The following is an 18,089-nucleotide window of genomic DNA, read 5'->3' as shown; positions in this document are numbered from 1 at the left end:
AAATTATCGTCTCAGGACTCATCACTGTTTCTCTCCATTGAGAGCGCTTACTTTTGGAGGAAAGCGCCCTTTTCTACAAGCTCACATTCCTCAAGTTCACTTCTCCAATCAGCGGCTCAAACGGCAGACTTGGGTAATACGATTGAAAAGGTGGTTCCTCTACCAGGCTCGGAATCCACCTCAACCGTTCCATTCATCCGGTCCAATGCCCGCTTCACAATTGCCAGTCCCACTCCATGCCCCTCGGTGTCTGTCGGGTTCAAGCGATGGAAAAGATTGAAAATACGATCCTGATGCTGCTTCGAGATCCCGATTCCGTTATCCGACACCTCGTATCGTACTTTGTCGCCAAAATCCTTGCCCCGAACCTTGAGGACGAGGCTCCTTTCCTTGCTGGAATACTTGATCGCGTTGCCAAATAGATTTCCAAACACCTGGCCTAGCAAGTCCGCGTCGCCCCGGGCCATGGGCAAGTCTTCAACCAATACCGTGGCTCCCGCCTCCTCAAGCTGGTAACGCATTGCAGATAGATTCATCTCGACGACCCTGCCCACATCGACCGCCACATCTCTGACCTCTAGTTGCCCCAGACGGGAAATCACTAACAGGCCGCCTAACAGAGCATCCATTTTGGTCGTCCCGGCGATGATGAAATCCAGTGCACGCTCAATCTCCCCCTCAATGGCTTGCACTTGACTCAGCTCCGGAGTTTCCCCATTGGCACACGCCTGCACGAGCTTTTTGAGGTCAGCCATTTCCTCGCCAATGACGGATGCAAATCCTTGCACATTGACCAAGGGCGAACGCAGGTCGTGGGAGGCGGCATAGATCACGGTCTCCAGTTCCTTGTTCTTGCTATCCAGCTCCGCCGCCAACTTCGCGAGCTCTTCCTCATAAAGCTTTCTCTCAGTAATATCGGCACGAATGGCGATATGCTGAACCGGCCGGCCTTCGCTGTCGACAAAGGGAACAATGGTCGTATCGACCCAATAGTAACTCCCATCCTTGCGCCGATTGCGAATCTCTCCCCGCCACACTTCGCCACTTTGAATCGTTTGCCACAGCTCTTGAAAGAACGCCTTGGGATGATGGGAAGAGTTCAGAATCCGGTGGTCCTGCCCAATCAACTCCTCCTCGTTGTACTGGGAAATGGCGCAGAACTTCTCGTTCACATAAGTGATTTTTCCCCGCGGATCCGTAATGGCCACAATGGCATGTTCATCCAAGGCTGTCTTGAAGTCGTGCACCTCCCGGGTGGCTTTCAGGAGCAACTTTTCAGTCTCGGACAGAGAAGCAGGTGGAGTCATATCAGGCACCAGCCTAACTAAGCAGCATGAAGAATGCAGTGCTCAAGTTCGTCCAAACGCGCACGGTATTCCGAGGGAGATTCCCCCGCATACTTGAGGAAAGTGCGATTGAACTGCGAGAGGGAGCTGAAACCCACCTCGTCGGCAACCTCAGACACCGCCGCGCCAGGGTCGGAGAGCAATCGTCGGGCACGTTCCACCCGGAGACGATTGCCATATTCGGTCATGGTCAACCCAGTACGCTCTTTAAAAACGCGACAGAGATGAAAGGGGCAGACCTGTAACCCGGCCGCGAGGTCGTCTAGACAAAACTTGGAAGCCAGATTGGAGCGAATGTGCCCCTTGGCCCCCTTCACCACCGCTGGTTCATTACCACTATCAGCCAATAGAATGCGGTTGATCTCATCACCCAACTGCATGGCAAAAGCCTCTAACAGACCGAGGCAAAGCTCCTCTTTCGCAGTCTCTTCACCCGCTTGACCCGCCACCAACATCAAGAGAGTCTGTCGCCCCAAGGAGACCGGGACCTTCAGCGCGGCCGCTTCAATGGCAGCGGAATCGCTACTCACTACCAGCCCCAACTTTAGTCCAGAGGCATCCTGAAAAGCACCAGCATAGGTTTGAAAAAGGCTGGAGGAAGAAACCTTTTCAAGCAAGAGAGTGTGGGTGGAATCCTTTTTCATAGCGTTATTTTTCGAAGGCGCCGATACTCTGCCAAATTCTCCTTTCCCGGTCTATTGGGGACCCGCCCAGTCGCATCGTCGCTAGCGAACTAGCCCAATAGGGAATTTCTTTAGAGGCCGATAGGAGGACCGATAGCATTTTCTTTTCCCTGCAAAAGAAGTCCGATTTTGGGCAATCGATGCGGAGCCTCCGATAGAAAAGTCGGGGCAACATCCCAATCCTAGACAGCCAAACTCTGAAATCGCGCTGAGGACGCTCGCGCTCATCAATCTTCAACCAACGACAGCAGCAAAAACCTACCAAAACATGAATACCCCTCCACCTATCATCGCCGGCATCGACTTCTCGGACTCCTCTCCTCTTGTGCTCCGGCACGCCATTCACGCGGCCTCCTTATTAGGAACGTCCGTGTTGGCGATTCACGTCTTTCCCTCCAGCGGCCTCGCCGAACGTCGGGCTTCCGGCTACAGGGTGGCGGACTCCTCTGCGATTCAGGCCGAGGGCTTGAAGAAACTGGAAGCGCTCATTGGCACGGAAAAACACGCGGTAGAGATTCGTCCCGTGGTCCGCATCGGGCGCCCTGTCGATACCCTCAATCGGGTGATTGAGGAAAATCAGGCCGACCTCTTGCTCATCGCCGCGAATGACCTCACCAAGAAGCGTCTGGGCTCCATCGCTTCCCAATGCGTTCGCACCGCTCCTTGCGACGTTCTCGTTCTACGCGACTGGCAAGGCTGTAACTTTTCAAAAATCCTCGTCTGCGTGGACTTTTCGACCAGCTCCGGAATCGCCCTCGAGCGAGCGGCATTACTTGCACAAGAGCACGAAGCCAAGCTCGAGATCGTCCACGTGATGTATCCCCCTGAGATGGATGAGTGGGGTATGGTTCTCTCCCACCGGGAAGAATCCCCCCTGAGTTACACCGAGGAATGCAACAAGGAAACAGCCGAACGCATGAAGGCTTTCCTCCTGCGCCATGCGGACAGCCTTGCGCAGGTGTCGTATGAAACACTGATCCTGGAATCGGCCCACACGGCCACGGCCCTGACCAACCACGTGCTCACCAACGGGGCGGATCTGGTTGTTCTCGGCACCCGCGGCCACAGCCGCTTGGCCGGATTCTTCCTGGGCACCAATGCGGAGCGCCTTCTTCACGACGCTCCCGTCTCCATCCTTGCGGTCAGGGGCCAGTAGCGTCTCTACCTTTCCCCAAAAACTGTCAGAGGGGATCACGACCCACCCCCCAAGGGGTCGCCCCTCTTTCAGCATTCTTTGCGAAAAGAGTTCTCAACTAACAAACCTCTCTCCCTAAACTGACCGATGAAGATCGACTTCACAGACTGGAGCTCCATCGTGGTGGGCATCGACTTCTCGGCGGCTTCTCTTTCCGCCCTCAGGGAAGCGGCACGACTCGCCCATTGCCACGGGTGCCCCCTGCATGTTGCGCATGTCATTGGCTACGCCAAAGCCGGAGGCACTCCCCCCGAATACTCGACTGCCATCAACCTGATTCGCGATCGCTTGAAGGACGAGTTGCAGAAACTCACCTTGCAAGAAATCGAGGTCTTCACCGAAATTGAGTATCACCTCATGGTGGGCAATCCCTTCACGGAACTTTGCCAGCTCACGCGGGATATTGAAACCACCCTCCTCGTTCTAGGGCGAACTGGCCGGACGGAGGGCGACCATCAGCTCGGTTCCATTACAACCAAGTGTCTCCGCAATGCCGACCTACCCGTGCTCATCGTGAGCGAGAATCACGGCCACTCATTCGACCACATCATTTCCGCCACTGATTTTTCGCCCTCCTCCGACTTCGCCACCCGCTTCGCCGCAGAGCTGGCTGCGGGGCAAGGGGCCACCTTGCATCTTCTTCACGTTTACACGCCCGCCCTGCACCTCGCGGACTACACCTTCTGCGACCTTGCGGAGATGGTCGACACTGCCACTCCCCAACAGCTGACCGACCAGCGCCTGAGTTCACTCAACGAATTGGCGAATGTCGTTCGGGAGAACCACCACGAGCTGAAAGTTGAGCCCCATCTCCTCAGCCACACCAGCGCCGCCAAGGCCATCCAAAGCTTTTGCGAGAAAAAGAAGGAATCACTCGTAGTCATTGGTTCCCGGGGACATTCCCGCATCAAGGAATTCCTGCTCGGGACCACGGCAGAAAGACTTGTTAGAGACGGACCGGGCTCTATCTTAGTCGTGAAAGAACGAGACCTTTCCACCTGAAACCATGACCCACAACACCTCCCCCAACCTTCGGCCGCTCATTATTTTCTCGGCTCTCTATATGGTCTTGGGTGGGGTGACCGCTTACCTAACGGAGAATGGAGAGTTTGTCTTCTACCTCGTCGTTCTCATCATTCTCGCGGCTCTCATCAGTCGACTCCATCGACAGGTGCAACTCACCAGTTCCCTGCTCTGGGCGCTCTCCATCTGGGGACTTCTCCACGTGATGGGAGGCATGGTTCCGGTGCCCGAAACCTGGAAGATTGGCGGTCCAGTTCGAGTGCTCTACAGCCTATGGCTCATCCCCAATTATCTGAAGTATGACCAGGTAGTCCACGCCTACGGATTTTGCGTTGCCACTCTGGTGTGCTGGCATTGCCTTTCCTACCTGTTCCAGAAACACGGGGGCCAACCCGCCCGCCCGCAGCCGGGTCCCCTTCTTATTGTCCTCTTCGCAGGCTCAGGCCTAGGCGCGCTCAACGAGGTGATCGAATTTGTCGCCACCCTTTTCATCGAGGATACCAATGTCGGGGATTACGCCAACACCGCTTGGGATATGGTTTTCAACCTTATGGGTGGCCTAATCGCCCTAGGCATCATCCGCTTCCGGACGAGCTCCTCCCAGTCCTAGGCCGCCACTTCCTGGCGTCGAAACTCAGTAGGGTTCATGCCGGTGATCTTGTGGAAACTCCGGTTGAACTGCGAGAGTGATTGGAAGCCCACTTCGTAGGCAATGTCTGTGATGCGCGACTCTCCTTTCAAGAGCGCTTCCTTCGCCAACTCGACTCTCCGGCTCGTCAAGTAAAGGGTCAAAGTCTCACCCGTGCCTTCCTTGAACTTGCGACACAAGTGAAAGGGACTGACACCGAGATTCTCCGCAAGATCGTCCAAGGCCAAAGATTCCGTGAGGTGCTCCTCGATGAGATTTTTCGCCCGCGCCACCAAGTTGCCCTCCTCATTTTCAATCTCCAGAGCCAGTCGATTGAGCAGCTTGCCAAGCTGCAGAGAAAAGGCCGCAAGCAAGGTCACCATGGCGCGGTATTTGCCTTTCTCCATCACTGGAGTGGCGAGATAGGCCTCCTCTAGTTCTTTCGATTCCGCGGGGTCCATCTGCAAAAGGTTCTGCACATTGTTCCACTCGGCCTCCGTTGCTTGCTCATGAAAAATCTGCCCGGTCTTCAACTGCGCAATCACCCGTCCGTCATAGACCAAAGGAACCGCAGTTTCCTGCAAACCTGCAAAGCAAGAAATCGACTGCACCCGCGAACGCGCCTCGCCCTGGCCGAGACAGCGCTGAGACATGAGACATTGCGCGCATCCTCCCTCGCCCCGGTTGACCAGGTGGCAGAATCGATTCTGGTTCACGCTCCCGCCGCAAACCTGAACCCGCTGGTCAGCCACCGGATGCAGCTCCAAGGGCAGGCCCGTCATCTGCTGAAAAACTTCGGAGTAACTTTGGAAAAAAGCGGCCCCCTGCAAACGCTCCACCAATTTTTGATGGCGAAAGAGAAGAGCGGTTTCGTGAATGGCGGCATTGGTGGTTGTGTTCATCGGATGGAGAGCGGTTGGACGCAGAAGGAAAGAATCTCCCTGCAACGGCGCTCATCCTATCCAAACGGCCAGATTGGTAAATTGGGAGAGCTCCTTGTCGGCCTCTAAGCAAAATCCCTATGCCCTTCCCAAAAGCCCCTCAAACCAGCACCAAGCGACCGCCGAGCCATACCCAGCACCGATTCCGCCCCCTTTTCGCGAAGCGTCCCCTATTCGTCCGACGACTCGCCCAGCCAAGCCAAAGCCTGCTCGTGAGCAGAGCTGTGGAAGTAGCGTATCTCGGCCACCCCGAAACGCTTGGCCAAGGTGGCCAGCCACTTTTGATAGTCCCGGTCACTGACCATGGCAATTCGTCGAAATGAGCGAAGGAAGTGGAGGTCAAACTGAAGCTCCTCCCAAACCGCCGATGGCTGCCAGCTTACCAAATCACGCATGTCCACCAGCAATGATACTCCCTCAATCTTTTCCAAAAGATTCTTGAGAGCGGGAATCACCTCCTCGTGCTCATGCGGTTCGATGATGCCACTAAGCTCCAGGGTCCAGACTCCCTGCTGTTTGGATTCGTGAAATGTTACAGCCATAATAGACCCACTACCGGGCAGCCCTGATTAGAGCCCAGACTCCCCCCCTTTGGCACGCTCCATCTTGCCCCTTTCTCGGCAAATTTTGCACGCAATCGACGCTCAATCCTAAGCAGAACATGCTCGGCAGAGCCTTGCAATGCAGTTAGGCTTTCCGGCCTATGACATCGAGTTCTCTCCAGCCCATGATCGCCGTCACCAGCGTCATTTGCGCCGCTAGTTTCATCGCCAGCTGTGGCCCGGTCCCTCCCGCCGAGCCAGCCGAAGAGAACCCCTTCCGCGACATGCCCAACTCCGCGATGGCAACTCGCAGCGGTATTTCTCTGGAAAAGCTGCACGATGGCTGGGGCCTCTACATGCGCAAATGCGGGGAGTGCCACCAGAAGAAACATCCACAGGACATCTCCGATGAAGGTTGGCAGAAAATTGTGCCCCACATGTCCTGGAATGCCGGCCTCAGTGAAGACGAAGAGCAAGACCTCCTCAACTACCTGAAAGCCGCCAATAGCGAAGCCCCTCAGACCGGTTCACCGACAAATGCACTCCTCTGACCCCACTTGTTGAATCTCTCCTAACAATGAGCTTGGCGTCAAAATTCAGTTAGCCTCATAACAGGCTGCCAATCCCACCAGCCGCGAATAGGGAGCCAGTTGGGAATCCGGAACCGGCGGCCCACCTCGCTCCCTTTGTCATCGAACGAAAGGCAGCTCCTACCCACCTGCAAACACAGGGTTGAATCCCGCTTCTGTTAGAATGCGCTTCATTTCTTCCCTCTTGTCTCCCTGAATCTCGATACACCCATCCTTTACCGTTCCGCCGACCCCGCAAGCTCTCTGAATTTTCTTCGCGAGCTCTTGCTTTTCAGGCAAACCAATGCCTTTAAAGTTCTTTGCCACCGTGACTGCTTTTCCTCCCCGATGGGCAGTCTGGCGAACGATATCCACGCGGCCCCGTGAGGTGTTTTTCTGACCCCGCTTGGAAGTCTTGACCGGGAGAATTGGCAAGTGGCCTTGCGGACCTGTAGGAAGGTCACCGAGAGCATCCAAGGCTCCGAAGGCGTTGGGCATGGGAGCTTCCTCTTCATCGCTCCCCCTTCTTTTCTTCTTCCGACTCATTGACCCAATTGAACAGCGGGAGATCGGTTCCGAACAGCGCATTTTTGACTTCCATTGAGAGAAGAGGAGACGAGCGCTGAAAAGCCCGAGTCACACGTCACCACCTTTTTCCAGAGCGACCATCAATCGGACGGACAGATAGATTGGACGGCTTTGGTTCGTTCACTAGCGATGGCTTTCATCCTCACGAAGGGGAAATTGCCCTCCTGCTCCGCATGAAGAACCACTTTTTCCCCACCGCGCTGGTGGTCTCATTCCTGACCACAAGTCTGATGGCTGATGAGACCAAAGAGCCTCTCGCCCCCTTTCGCGGAGTCACCAAAAGCGGGGCTGATCGAAGCACTTTAACCGGCAAGGTCATGGCGGGCTATCAAGGCTGGTTCAATTGCCCCCAAGACGGCTCAGGTCTTGGCTGGACCCATTGGGCCAGACAGGCCAATCAGCCCTTTGGCCCGGGAAATATCACAGTGGATTTGTGGCCGGATATGTCCGAGGCCACCGTTGAAGAGCATTATCCTACTCATTTCCGGATGGCTGACGGCTCTCCTGCTACGGTTTTCAGCTCCCACAACAGACTCACGGTTCTCAGGCATTTTCGTTGGATGCGGGAATATGGAATCGATGGGGTTTTCGTGCAGCGCTTTGCGAACGGGTTGCAAAGAAAGGACTTCCGCCACCACAAGGATGTCGTGCTCTCGCACTGCCGGGAAGGGGCCAACCTTGAGGGGCGGGCTTATGCGGTGATGTATGATCTAAGTGGCCTCGCCAAGGGCGAAACCCAACAGGTAGCAGATGATTGGAAGATGCTGAGGGAAAAGATGGAAATGGGGATGGACCCGGCCTACCTCCAACACGAGGGCAAACCCCTGGTGGCCATTTGGGGAATCGGCTTTGGAGATGACCGCGCTTATACTCTAACAGAGAGTCGAAAGCTAATCGAGTTCTTCAAAGCGGAAGGCTGCTCCGTGATGTTGGGAGTCCCCTCTTGGTGGCGCACACAAACTCGGGATGCGACCCCGGACCCCAAGCTACACGAGGCCCTCGCTCTAGCGGACGTTATCAGTCCATGGACCCCGGGCAGATATCGCACCCCAGAATCTGCCCGGTCCCATGCATTGCAACTCTACCCCGGCGACCTCGCCTGGTGCCGGGACCGTTCCATTGATTTCCTTCCCGTGGTCTTTCCCGGGTTCAGTTGGAAAAACTTGAAACCAGCTCGTGAACTCGATTCGATTCCCCGCCTCGAAGGACGTTTTCTTTGGTCTCAGTTCATCGCGGCTCAGAAGTCAGGCGCCCAGATGGTCTATGTCGCCATGTTTGATGAAGTCGACGAAGGAACCGCCATCTTCAAATGCAGCAACCATCCACCCGTCGGCGACACCCCCTTTCTCACCTTCGGCGGATTCCCCAGCGACCACTACTTATGGCTCACCGGCGAAGGAGGAAATCTGATACGGGGCGAGCGAACGGAAAAATCCTTTCCAGTTCGACCGACTGCGGAACAGAAAGAATGAAAAAAATGAGTCAACGACGCTTTTGTGAACCAGCATCTTGACCCACTGCCGAGTTTGTGAAGACTAACAGTGTGTCTCAGTCTTCTTCCGATTCCCAAATTCTGAAACAAGGCGATTTGCTCATCGCCGATCCTTCGCTTCGTGACGGCATCTTCAGGAAGGCCGTGATTTTGTTGGCCCAGCATTCTGCCGAAGGAGCCTTCGGATTGATACTCAATCAACCGGCAGGCAGCAAAGTGGGAGATTTTCTCAAAGATCAAAGTTTCCAATCACTGGCGAGAATCCCTGTGCATGTCGGAGGACCAGTCGCTCGCGAACATCTGACCTTCGCGGCATTTTGGAAATCGCCTGAGAACGAGCTTCGTTATGCAATCCGGATTTCTGCGCAAGACGCCATTAGCCACAGCAAGAATCCTGGCACACTGGTGCGGGCCTTCGTGGGCTATTCGGGTTGGTCAGGCGGTCAGTTGGAGGGCGAGCTTGAACGCAGCTCATGGGTCGTCAGTCCCCCGCCAGAAAGTCTGTTGGGAATGACTCATGACCAAAGTCTTTGGGAAGACACCCTCAACGGCCTGTCCCCGTTTCATCGGCTTCTTGCACTGTGTCCCGAGCATCCTTGGATGAACTGAGGCTCAATCGATTACCTCATCACCCAGACAAAAAAACTGCCGCCTAAATGAAGGCAGCAGCTTTTATTGAAAATTTGTGGGCTCGGAAATTCCATTCTGGTCTCAGAACGAAATCACCTCGCTGGGAAGTTAGGCCAAAGCCTCAAGCTGCTCGCGCAAACTATCCTGCGTCACGCGTGCTCCCACGATCGTATCAACCACCTGTCCTCCCTTGAAAAACAAGAAGGTCGGAATCGACGAGACGCCATACTTCTGCGCCAGTTCTCCTGCTTCGTCGATGTTCACCTTGCCGACCTTGGCCACTCCTTCGACCTCGCCGGCAACCGCATCCACGAGGGGGGCCACACTTTTGCAAGGTCCACACCACTCGGCCCAAAAGTCGACCAGCACGGGGACTTCGGATTCGAGGACTTCGGTCTGGAAATTATCGTTGGTAAATTGCAATGCCATGCGAGAACTATGTACAGCAAAAAGGTGGCGTCAAGCGCCACCCTTGTCTCTCAGAAAAGGAATTTCAAATGCCCGTCGGGCTCATTCTCCACGACCTACTGCGACGCAAGAAAAGCAAGGGCAGCAGCAGCGAGAGCAAGAACGAAAGTAATAATAGATACAGCCATAATAGGTGAAGATTAAGGTTACTCGAGGCCAGTGTAGTCAGACCAAACGCGGGCGTCAGGGGTGGTGTTATCAACCCAAGTCTTCGCAGTCAGAAACTGGAAAGTCAGAGCCGCAATCGCCGCTACCAGCGCCAGGATGGCGAGGACGGAGGTGAGTGTTGCGTTTTCTTCTTCCTCATCATCATCGTCGAAGCCGCCGATGGTTCCGGGAGTAGTCTGCAATCCAGTCGGCTGGCCAAGGGCCTGGGTTCCACCGAGAGGAACGGTCGCCTTGGGAAGCTGCGCAGTGCCAGGACCGCCGGTCAAAGGCTGGGTCTTCAAAGGAGCGGAAGCCGGAGCAGCACCACCGACTTTCAATGGCACGGTAGGAGCCGGTGCGGGTGCGCCGCCAATCGTGCCGCCAGCTGTCTTCAAAGCAACAGTCGGAGCAGGTGCGGGCGCGGAAGGCTTGGGAGGTCCCGCGGGAACGGAAGCTGCAGGCGGCTTGGGAGCCATCGGCGCGCTTGGAGCAACTGGTGCTGCCGGGGCCGAAGGAGCGGCTGGAGCAGAAGGCGCTGCGGGTGCGGAGGGAGCCGCTGGCGCAGGCGGAGTAGACGCCGAAGGAGCAGGTGCGTCAGAAGCCTTCAGGGTAACCCGCACAGTTTCTTTCTTCAATGGAACAGCCGAAGTTTTGGTCATCGGCTTTGGTGGTTTTGGTGCCTCGTCGCTCATAGTGTGATGGTGTGTGTTTACGAACTTCTCCAGTTCTTGGTGATAATCGTGTTAGTAGTTAAATAAACTTGCGCCCCCAGTGTCAAACGCGCAGGAGACTTTTTTCGCGAAATTGTGCCATAAAGGCTGAAATTTCATTTTCCCCCGGATCCTTCTCCTATCGAAAAAACACCTAGTCGGCTTTTCTTCTGGCGATCGAATCCAGAATCACTTTTCCAATCCAGCCACAGAACAGCGTGAGACCGGCATTGATGGGAAAGAACCATTCGGAGACCAAGGTGGGACGGCTGTTTACGATGGCCTCAGCCACGTCTTTGGCTCCCACGCTCTCGAAAAATATCAAGATCTCGGGACGGAACCAAGCAACGAAGAAAATGGAAAGAAACGACCCAATAATCAGTCCGGGAGTGAGGTTCCGCCCTTTCAAGAAAATTGCGGCGAGCAGGATGCCCAGCAAGGGACCGAAAGTGTAGGCTACCATCCCGAAGGCCAGCCCAATGAGGTCGTTGTCCTTGTTATTCTCATACGCAATCCACAGCCCCAGCGTCACGATCGTCAGCACCACTCCCCAGATGCAGACCGCGATGCGCGACTGCATGACTCTTTCCTTGCCCTTGCTTTCATCCTCAAGATTTTTTCTCCCATAGAAAATGGATAAACTCGTCTGGGAGAGAGCCGCCAAGACGGAATCCAGACTCGAGATCGCAGCAGCAAAGGCGCCTGCAAGAATCAATCCGGATAGACCGGTTGGAATCACCGTCACGATCCAAGCCGGAAAAACATTGTTGGTGTCCTTGGCAAATGCCGCCGCCAAATCCGCATTGGGCTGATGAACCTGATACCAGGCGAAGAGACCTGAACCCACTGCCAGCATCACCAGCGTAATTACGATGGAGACAGAGCTCCAGCACATCGCCTTGCGAGCGTCCTTGGCACTGCCACAGCAGAACATGCGCTGGGTGTTGAGCTGGTCGATCCCGAAGGCCGCGAAGTTCTGGAAAGGCATCGCCAACAGTCCGACCCAGAGCGTGTATTTCAAAGCTCGACCCTCCTCAGTGAACGGTGAAGCAAGATTGAAGATCCGCATCTTGTCGATGGCGGTGCCATCGGGAGCGGTCGACTGGTTCAGGCTGACGATTTGATCCCAGCCCAAGGTCCCGACCAACCAGCCGAGCGCCAGCAGGCCGCCTAGAATGAACAGGCAGAACTGAATGACATCAGTCCAGATTACAGTTTGCATGCCCCCCAGGAAGGTCCAGAGGACAGCAAAGGCCCCAATCACCACGATGCAAAGCATCGCGTCCATGCCTGTAACGGCCTTCAGGATCACCGCAGTGACCACGACCCGAACACTTGCTCCCAGCACCGCCCCGAGGGAAAACAATCCAGTCACTAGACGCCGCACGCCTTCGCCCAAACGGTTTCCCATAAAGTCATAGGGCGAATAAATTTCTTTTTCATAATAGAGCGGGACCAACCAATAGCCGACCGCGAAGCGAGCGATGATGGAACCGATTCCCCACTGCAGATAGGTCCAGTCCCCCTGGGCGGCATACACTCCGCCGGGAACCCCAATGAAGGTGAGAGCGCTGATCTCGGTCGCAATCATCGACCCTGTGACCGCCCACCAGGGCAGAGACTTTCCTCCCAAAAAGAAGTCCTTGATGGTCGCCTGCTTCCCCGAGAGCCGCTCGCCCAGAACCGTGGTAAAAATCATGTAGACCACCACCACGCTCCAATCAATCCAGCCGAATGCTTCGTGAACTTCCTTCATCCTGTTCGCACCTAAGCAACCAGACGCCCCCCGCGTCCATTCATTCGTTCGCAAAGTTCGTCACCATGACGGCAAAACCTTGGCGAACCGTCTAAAATTTTCCTAGGGTTTCGAAACCCATGCTCGCCGCTTGAACAACTCTACCGCATCACCGCAAATCATCGGGGTCATTCCCGCCCGCTGGGCCTCCAGCCGCTTTCCCGGAAAGCCGCTTTTTCGTCTCTGTGGCAAACCCCTCTTGGAGCACGTGTGCGCTCGTGCCCGCCAGTGTGAACAGCTCGACCAAATCGTTGTCGCCACCGATGACGAACGGATTGAAAAAGCCGCCCAGAGCTTCGGCATGGAGGTCGTGATGACTTCTGCCGAGCACCCCACGGGGACCGACCGCATTGCGGAAGCTGCCGCTCGCTTTCCTTCTGCCACCCACTTTATCAACATCCAGGGGGACGAGCCCCTCATTGAGCCCGCGCTCGTCGATCAACTGGCCAGCCAGCTGGGAGCCGATGCCAGCATCGACCTCATCACTGCGGCCTCCCCGTTGCAGGACACCGCACAGTTGCAGGATCCCAACATCGTCAAGGTCGTCCTCAACGCCTGCAATGACGCACTTTATTTTTCGCGTTCTCCCATCCCCTTCGCGAGGGTGGCGGACTCCGTTCAACCGCTTCGCCACATTGGGCTCTATGGTTACCGCTCGGATTTTCTCCGGGACTTCGTTCAATGGCCACCAGCGCCTCTGGAAATTGCGGAATCTCTTGAACAATTGCGCGCCTTGCATCATGGAGCCCGCATCCGGGTGGTTCTAACAGACCATGAAGCCATTGGCCTCGACACGCCCGAACAAGTTTCTCTTCTCGAAAACCTACTCACCCGTCTGCACGAAACGCAAAACACCACACAGCCGTGAAATACATCTTTGTCACCGGAGGCGTTGTCTCCTCTCTTGGGAAAGGACTGGCAGCAGCTTCCATCGGAGCTCTCCTCGAACACCGTGGCCACAAGGTCATGATCCAAAAGTTCGATCCCTACCTCAATGTCGATCCCGGCACGATGTCTCCCTATCAACACGGGGAAGTTTACGTCCTCGATGACGGAGCCGAAACCGACCTCGATCTGGGGCATTACGAGCGGTTCACCTCCAGCAATCTTTCCAAACTCAACTCGCTGTCCTCGGGTCAGGTCTTCGAGACCGTGATCCGCAATGAGCGCGAAGGGAAATATCTCGGCAAGACCGTGCAATATATCCCACACGTCACGGACGAGATTCAGAAAAGACTCTTTGACGTCACGAAGGCCAATCCCGATGTGGAGATCCTGATCACTGAAATCGGCGGAACCGTGGGAGACATTGAGGGCACTCTTTTCCTGGAAGCCTTGCGCCAATTTGCCTTGGAAGTAGGCAGAGAAAACGTGTGCTTCATCCACGTCACTTTGCTTCCTCTGATCCGCGCCGCAGGCGAAATCAAGACCAAGCCCACCCAGCAGTCCGTGGCCAAGTTGCGGGAAATCGGTATTCAGCCCGACATCATCATTTGCCGGACCGAGCATGACCTCGATGAAGACAACCGCAGAAAAATCGCGATGTTCTGCAACGTGGAGAAAAAGAATGTCGTGGCCTTCCGCGATGTCGAAAACACAATTTACCAGTGCCCTCTCGACCTTCGCCGCGACAAGATTGACCGCCTGGTAGTCGATCGCCTCGGCATGACGGATTCCCCCACCCCCGATTTATCGGACTGGGAGGACTTTGTGGATCGTATCGTCAACCCCGTGAACTCGGTCGATATCGCCGTCGTCGGCAAATACATCGAGCTGCAGGATGCCTATAAGTCCATCTACGAATCCCTCACCCACGCCGGTGCAGCCCACCGGACGCGTGTCAATGTCATCCGCGTGGATGCGGAGGCAGTGCAAGAGCACGGTGCAGCCAAAGTGATTGGCAAGGTCGACGGGATCCTCATTCCCGGCGGCTTCGGTGATCGTGGCGTGGAAGGCAAGATCCTCACCGCGCAGCATGCACGCGAGAACAACATTCCTTTCTTTGGAATTTGTCTTGGTATGCAGATCGCGACCATTGAATTCGCCCGCAATGTCTGCGGCATCACCGGAGCCAACTCCACCGAGTTCGACAAAGACTGCAGCGAACCCGTGATCTGTCTGCAGGAGGAGCAAAAGGGAATTCGCGACATGGGTGCCTCCATGCGTCTGGGGCTACAAACCTCTATCCTTTATCCCGACACCAAGGCCTCGGAAATTTACCAAGGAGCGGCCGAGATCAAGGAGCGGCACCGTCACCGGTATGAGTTCAACTCCGATTACCTCGACCGCATTCAGGAGGCGGGTCTCGTCATCTCTTCGGTCTCAGCCAATGAGGGTCTGGTGGAAATCATCGAGCTTCCCCAGCACCCCTACTTTGTGGCGGCCCAGTTCCATCCAGAGTTTTTGTCCAAGCCCAACTACCCTCATCCCCTCTTCTACTCTTTTGTCGGAGCCTGCCTGGTGAGCAAAGGAGCTTAGGGCCAAAAACAGCCATCAATCGGAGACTTTCTTCGTGTTGAATGACGGGGAGGACAGAAATTTTACCCGCAAGCCGTGAATTTAGGGTAGTCTCTCCTGCCACGCGTGTGCCCTCATGAAGGGAACGCTCAATCCACATCTCAGAACCCCACTATGCCCAACGTTCGCCTTTCCGGTACCGTCATCGGTCCCGAAGACCCCAGCCGCTCCACCCGCGCCCGCCTTCTTTTTCACCTCTTCAACGCGGGGTGGGATATCTACAACTCCAATGGAGACCAAAAGATCACTCTCACAAACATCGAGAAAAAGATCATCGAGTCCCAAGCCTTCGTCTTCACCCCCGGAGCCAGCTTGGAAGACATGTTCAAGGCCATCTCCATCTTCGTCGGCTATCAGACCTTGGACAAACACCTCGCCGACAAGCCGACGGTCATTCTTAACGACGACGGTTCATGGGACATCGTTTTCCAATTGCTGGACCACCTCAATGCCCTCGGCACCATCAAACAAGACCACCGGGATTATCTCCTCGTCGCCGATTCTGCAGAGGGAGTGACGGAAGCTCTCCGCGCCTTCCGCGACAAGGGACTCCCCCCCATCGACCGCGAGCCGCTGGCAGATCCACCAGTTCTCCCCGATGATGCCAACCAGCCCGCACCCGCCGACCTTCTCGCCAATGTCTGCGTCTTCTGCTCCGCCACCATCGAGAAGGAGGACTACCTTGCCGACGGCGAGGCACTGGGCCGCGAGCTCGCCGAGAGCAACCTGGGTTGTGTCTCCGGAGCCGGCAAAAGCGGAATCATGGGAGCGGTTGTGAGAGGCTCGGTGTCTGCCGGGGGCTGGACTGCAGGCTCCAATGTGCCCCACATCATTCGCTTGGAAGGCTTGCCTGAAGGCCTGTCCTGCTTCTGGTTGCGAGACGATATCTATACCCGCATGGAAGTGATGATCGAGAACTCGGACGCCTTCGTCATCTTCCCCGGCGGCGCAGGCTCCGTGCAGGAGCTTCTCGCTCTAATGATTTTCCACCAACAGGGGAACGATTTGATGAAGAACAAGCCAGTCGTCATCTTCAACCGCCGCGACGAGAATGGCACCCACTTCTGGGCCCCCCTCGTCGATCTACTGGAGCGCTATTGTGACCCTTCTCACTTTACCGTTGTCGACGAGCTCTCCGAGATTGTTCCCACCATTAAGGCAAAGCTGAAAGGCAAAGAACTCTAGTTCGGAATCACTTCGCGGATCTGGAAAAGCTTCACCGGCTCCCCCGAGCCATCGATAGTGAAAGTCGTTGTATCGGTCAGAATCGCATCCTGGCCGGGGACCAAGGTGAAACTCCCGCCGGTGGTGGAGCTGTAGACTTGGTAAACCGCATTGGGCTGCGCCACCCATTCCAAGGTCAACTGATCTCCAACCACCTCGACGGCAGTCACCTCGATATCAACCGGAGGAGATACCACTTCACCGATCGTAAATTGAAACCACACTTGTCCGCCTGAGGCCAGCCCTCCTGAACGAGTCCCGCCGGGAAACTTCAACTCGTAGCTCCCGGAATCTGTTCCTTCTGAATCAGGAAAGACACTGAATCCGTCGAGGATATCATTATTATAACCCGTAATTACCACATAATAGGTCCCAGCAGGTAAGCCTTCATCAAGCTCCAGAAAGCTTTGAAAGGTATCATTGGTGTCATCCCCATCATCGGAATATTCAAAATCATCATTGAAGTAGATCCAAAATCCCTGGCTATCGTAAATCGTGAGCTGGGTGTCGAAATCTGAATCCAGCAGATCGAAATCGAAGGGCTCGTCCTCCAGTGCGATCTCCCCGATGGAAGTGAAGCTCTCAGGAGTCTTCGGTCCGACAAAAAACTCGAAAACCCGAATCGAAGATTGGTCGTAAGTCAAATCGATCACTCCATTCACGCTTTCCGGACTAAAACTCTCTCCCAGGGAATGAGTGAGAATGAAATCTCCTTCGACCGAGGGCCCTGCCACCATATTATCCAAGCCTCCGCTGAAATCAGTCCCCTTTCCTCCGACGGCCAGATAATAGGTCCCCGAAGGAAGACCATCAGCTAACGCGATCACACTCTGGGTGTTTGTCTCCGACGCATCATCATTTTCAATCAGCAAAGTTCCACTCGCGTTGAAAACAGCAATGGCCGTGTCGAGCGTCGAGTCCAAGGTCTCGAAATACAGCGTAGACCCATCCCCAGCAACAACCCCCAGATACCCCCAGAAGTCCTCAGCATCCGCTGATAACGCTTCCAATTGAACCGTGCAACTCGAGTTGGAATAAGAATGGCTGGGGTCGGAAACCTCGAAATCCGTCCCCTCGTAGTTCTCAACCGCGATATAGTAAGTTCCAGGGAAAAAGGCGCCCAAGCTCTCTGTCTGGGGGCCATCCACATCCATAAACGCAGCCCCAAGAGCATCCAGGGCCTCATACTTTGCCCGATCCGGGTCGAATGCTACAGACAGTCCTTCCAAGAGAATAAAGTCCGGATCACCAACAATATCGCCCGCCCCATTGGTCGACAAAGTCAGAATTGCAGGCTCAGTGAGCTCGAACTGAAAGACCCGCTCATTGCCCCAGACTCGCCCCTGATTGGTGCCTGCGGAGTGAAATTGCGCCTCGTCACGAGCTGGCGAACCACTACTGGCCGCAGTATTCGCGACGATTGTGCGGGGTGTGGAGGCATTCAAGTCCCCCAAATCTTGGTCAACAACATATTGAGCCTTCGCTCCTTGAAGAAGCAGAGGTGAAGCTAGGAGCGAAATTACAGTGCGAAGTTTCATGAGAATAGGAGGAAGCCGTTCGGGGAAAATTTGCACGACCCATGCCAACCCGT

At 55.3% G+C, this 18,089-nt stretch carries 19 protein-coding genes; 10 read left to right on the top strand and 9 right to left on the bottom strand.

Going from position 1 to position 18,089, the window contains the following annotated elements; translation table 11 throughout:
• Positions 1 to 116 precede the first annotated feature (116 nt).
• Positions 117 to 1,307 (bottom strand): sensor histidine kinase, encoded by a 1,191-nt coding sequence (locus IE099_RS09845; protein ID WP_189569752.1) that lies wholly within the window; start codon positions 1,305 to 1,307, stop codon positions 117 to 119.
• A 17-nt stretch (positions 1,308 to 1,324) separates the two neighbouring features.
• Positions 1,325 to 1,990 (bottom strand): helix-turn-helix transcriptional regulator, encoded by a 666-nt coding sequence (locus IE099_RS09840; RefSeq protein WP_189569751.1) that lies wholly within the window; start codon positions 1,988 to 1,990, stop codon positions 1,325 to 1,327.
• 307 nt (positions 1,991 to 2,297) lie between these two features.
• Between IE099_RS09840 and IE099_RS09835 the strand changes: the two genes are divergently transcribed.
• The 3 genes from IE099_RS09835 to IE099_RS09825 all read left to right on the top strand — a co-directional run bounded on the left by IE099_RS09835 (position 2,298) and on the right by IE099_RS09825 (position 4,857).
• Positions 2,298 to 3,185, top strand: a complete 888-nt coding sequence (locus IE099_RS09835) for a universal stress protein (protein ID WP_189569750.1) — start codon at positions 2,298 to 2,300, stop codon at positions 3,183 to 3,185.
• A 126-nt stretch (positions 3,186 to 3,311) separates the two neighbouring features.
• Complete coding sequence (locus tag IE099_RS09830; protein WP_189569749.1) at positions 3,312 to 4,226, top strand: universal stress protein; 915 nt, start codon at positions 3,312 to 3,314, stop codon at positions 4,224 to 4,226.
• Between the two features lie 4 nt (positions 4,227 to 4,230).
• Complete coding sequence (locus IE099_RS09825) at positions 4,231 to 4,857, top strand: DUF2238 domain-containing protein (RefSeq protein ID WP_189569748.1); 627 nt, start codon at positions 4,231 to 4,233, stop codon at positions 4,855 to 4,857.
• Here the strand turns inward: IE099_RS09825 and IE099_RS09820 are convergent.
• Together IE099_RS09820 and IE099_RS09815 are read right to left on the bottom strand one after the other, a co-directional pair.
• Positions 4,854 to 5,777 carry a helix-turn-helix domain-containing protein gene (locus IE099_RS09820; RefSeq protein ID WP_189569747.1) on the bottom strand — a complete coding sequence of 308 codons (924 nt, stop codon included), beginning with the start codon at positions 5,775 to 5,777 and terminating at the stop codon, positions 4,854 to 4,856. The genes IE099_RS09825 and IE099_RS09820 overlap by 4 nt on opposite strands.
• 209 nt (positions 5,778 to 5,986) lie before the next feature.
• Positions 5,987 to 6,358, bottom strand: a complete 372-nt coding sequence (locus tag IE099_RS09815; RefSeq protein WP_189569746.1) for a SpoIIAA family protein — start codon at positions 6,356 to 6,358, stop codon at positions 5,987 to 5,989.
• A 161-nt stretch (positions 6,359 to 6,519) separates the two neighbouring features.
• Here IE099_RS09815 and IE099_RS09810 point away from each other — a divergent pair, with 161 nt between their 5' ends.
• Positions 6,520 to 6,909, top strand: a complete 390-nt coding sequence (locus IE099_RS09810; RefSeq protein WP_189569745.1) for a cytochrome c — start codon at positions 6,520 to 6,522, stop codon at positions 6,907 to 6,909.
• 159 nt (positions 6,910 to 7,068) lie between these two features.
• Here IE099_RS09810 and IE099_RS09805 read toward each other — a convergent pair whose 3' ends face one another.
• Entirely contained in the window at positions 7,069 to 7,425 is a 357-nt protein-coding gene (locus tag IE099_RS09805; RefSeq protein ID WP_229809464.1) for a translation initiation factor, read from the bottom strand.
• 263 nt (positions 7,426 to 7,688) lie between these two features.
• Between IE099_RS09805 and IE099_RS09800 the strand changes: the two genes are divergently transcribed.
• Complete coding sequence (locus tag IE099_RS09800; protein ID WP_189569743.1) at positions 7,689 to 8,987, top strand: glycoside hydrolase family 99 protein; 1,299 nt, start codon at positions 7,689 to 7,691, stop codon at positions 8,985 to 8,987.
• 71 nt (positions 8,988 to 9,058) lie between these two features.
• Positions 9,059 to 9,616 (top strand): YqgE/AlgH family protein, encoded by a 558-nt coding sequence (locus IE099_RS09795; RefSeq protein ID WP_189569742.1) that lies wholly within the window; start codon positions 9,059 to 9,061, stop codon positions 9,614 to 9,616.
• 129 nt (positions 9,617 to 9,745) lie between these two features.
• Here IE099_RS09795 and trxA read toward each other — a convergent pair whose 3' ends face one another.
• Both trxA and IE099_RS09785 read right to left on the bottom strand, forming a co-directional pair.
• Complete coding sequence (gene trxA / locus IE099_RS09790) at positions 9,746 to 10,066, bottom strand: thioredoxin (protein WP_189569741.1); 321 nt, start codon at positions 10,064 to 10,066, stop codon at positions 9,746 to 9,748.
• A gap of 185 nt (positions 10,067 to 10,251) precedes the next feature.
• A complete protein-coding gene (locus IE099_RS09785; protein WP_189569740.1) occupies positions 10,252 to 10,596 on the bottom strand; it encodes a hypothetical protein in 345 nt (114 codons plus the stop codon).
• Positions 10,597 to 10,627: 31 nt separating this feature from the next.
• On the opposite strand from IE099_RS09785, the gene IE099_RS09780 reads away from it, so the two are divergent.
• Positions 10,628 to 10,951, top strand: a complete 324-nt coding sequence (locus IE099_RS09780; protein ID WP_189569739.1) for a hypothetical protein — start codon at positions 10,628 to 10,630, stop codon at positions 10,949 to 10,951.
• 165 nt (positions 10,952 to 11,116) lie between these two features.
• Here the strand turns inward: IE099_RS09780 and IE099_RS09775 are convergent, their stop codons facing one another.
• Entirely contained in the window at positions 11,117 to 12,718 is a 1,602-nt protein-coding gene (locus tag IE099_RS09775) for a sodium:solute symporter family transporter (RefSeq protein WP_189569738.1), read from the bottom strand.
• Between the two features lie 130 nt (positions 12,719 to 12,848).
• Between IE099_RS09775 and kdsB the strand changes: the two genes are divergently transcribed.
• The 3 genes from kdsB (at position 12,849) to IE099_RS09760 (ending at position 16,459) form a co-directional block, all read left to right on the top strand.
• The gene (gene kdsB / locus IE099_RS09770) at positions 12,849 to 13,625 is read left to right on the top strand and encodes a 3-deoxy-manno-octulosonate cytidylyltransferase (protein WP_189569737.1); all 777 of its coding nucleotides are present in this window, start codon (positions 12,849 to 12,851) and stop codon (positions 13,623 to 13,625) included.
• Positions 13,622 to 15,235, top strand: coding sequence for a CTP synthase (pyrG, locus tag IE099_RS09765; protein ID WP_189569736.1), 1,614 nt, complete (start codon positions 13,622 to 13,624; stop codon positions 15,233 to 15,235). Before kdsB ends, pyrG begins: the two co-directional genes overlap by 4 nt.
• 153 nt (positions 15,236 to 15,388) lie before the next feature.
• Entirely contained in the window at positions 15,389 to 16,459 is a 1,071-nt protein-coding gene (locus IE099_RS09760) for an LOG family protein (protein ID WP_189569735.1), read from the top strand.
• On the opposite strand, the gene IE099_RS09755 is transcribed toward IE099_RS09760, so the two are convergent.
• Positions 16,456 to 18,036 (bottom strand): hypothetical protein, encoded by a 1,581-nt coding sequence (locus tag IE099_RS09755; RefSeq protein WP_189569734.1) that lies wholly within the window; start codon positions 18,034 to 18,036, stop codon positions 16,456 to 16,458. The genes IE099_RS09760 and IE099_RS09755 overlap by 4 nt on opposite strands.
• Positions 18,037 to 18,089: the final 53 nt, after the last annotated feature.

The sequence above is a fragment of the Roseibacillus persicicus genome, from assembly GCF_014651675.1.
Classification (GTDB): Bacteria; Verrucomicrobiota; Verrucomicrobiia; order Verrucomicrobiales; family Akkermansiaceae; genus Roseibacillus; species Roseibacillus persicicus.
The sequence above is the reverse complement of the archived record's forward strand: the minus strand, read 5'-3'. Positions and strand labels throughout refer to the sequence as shown.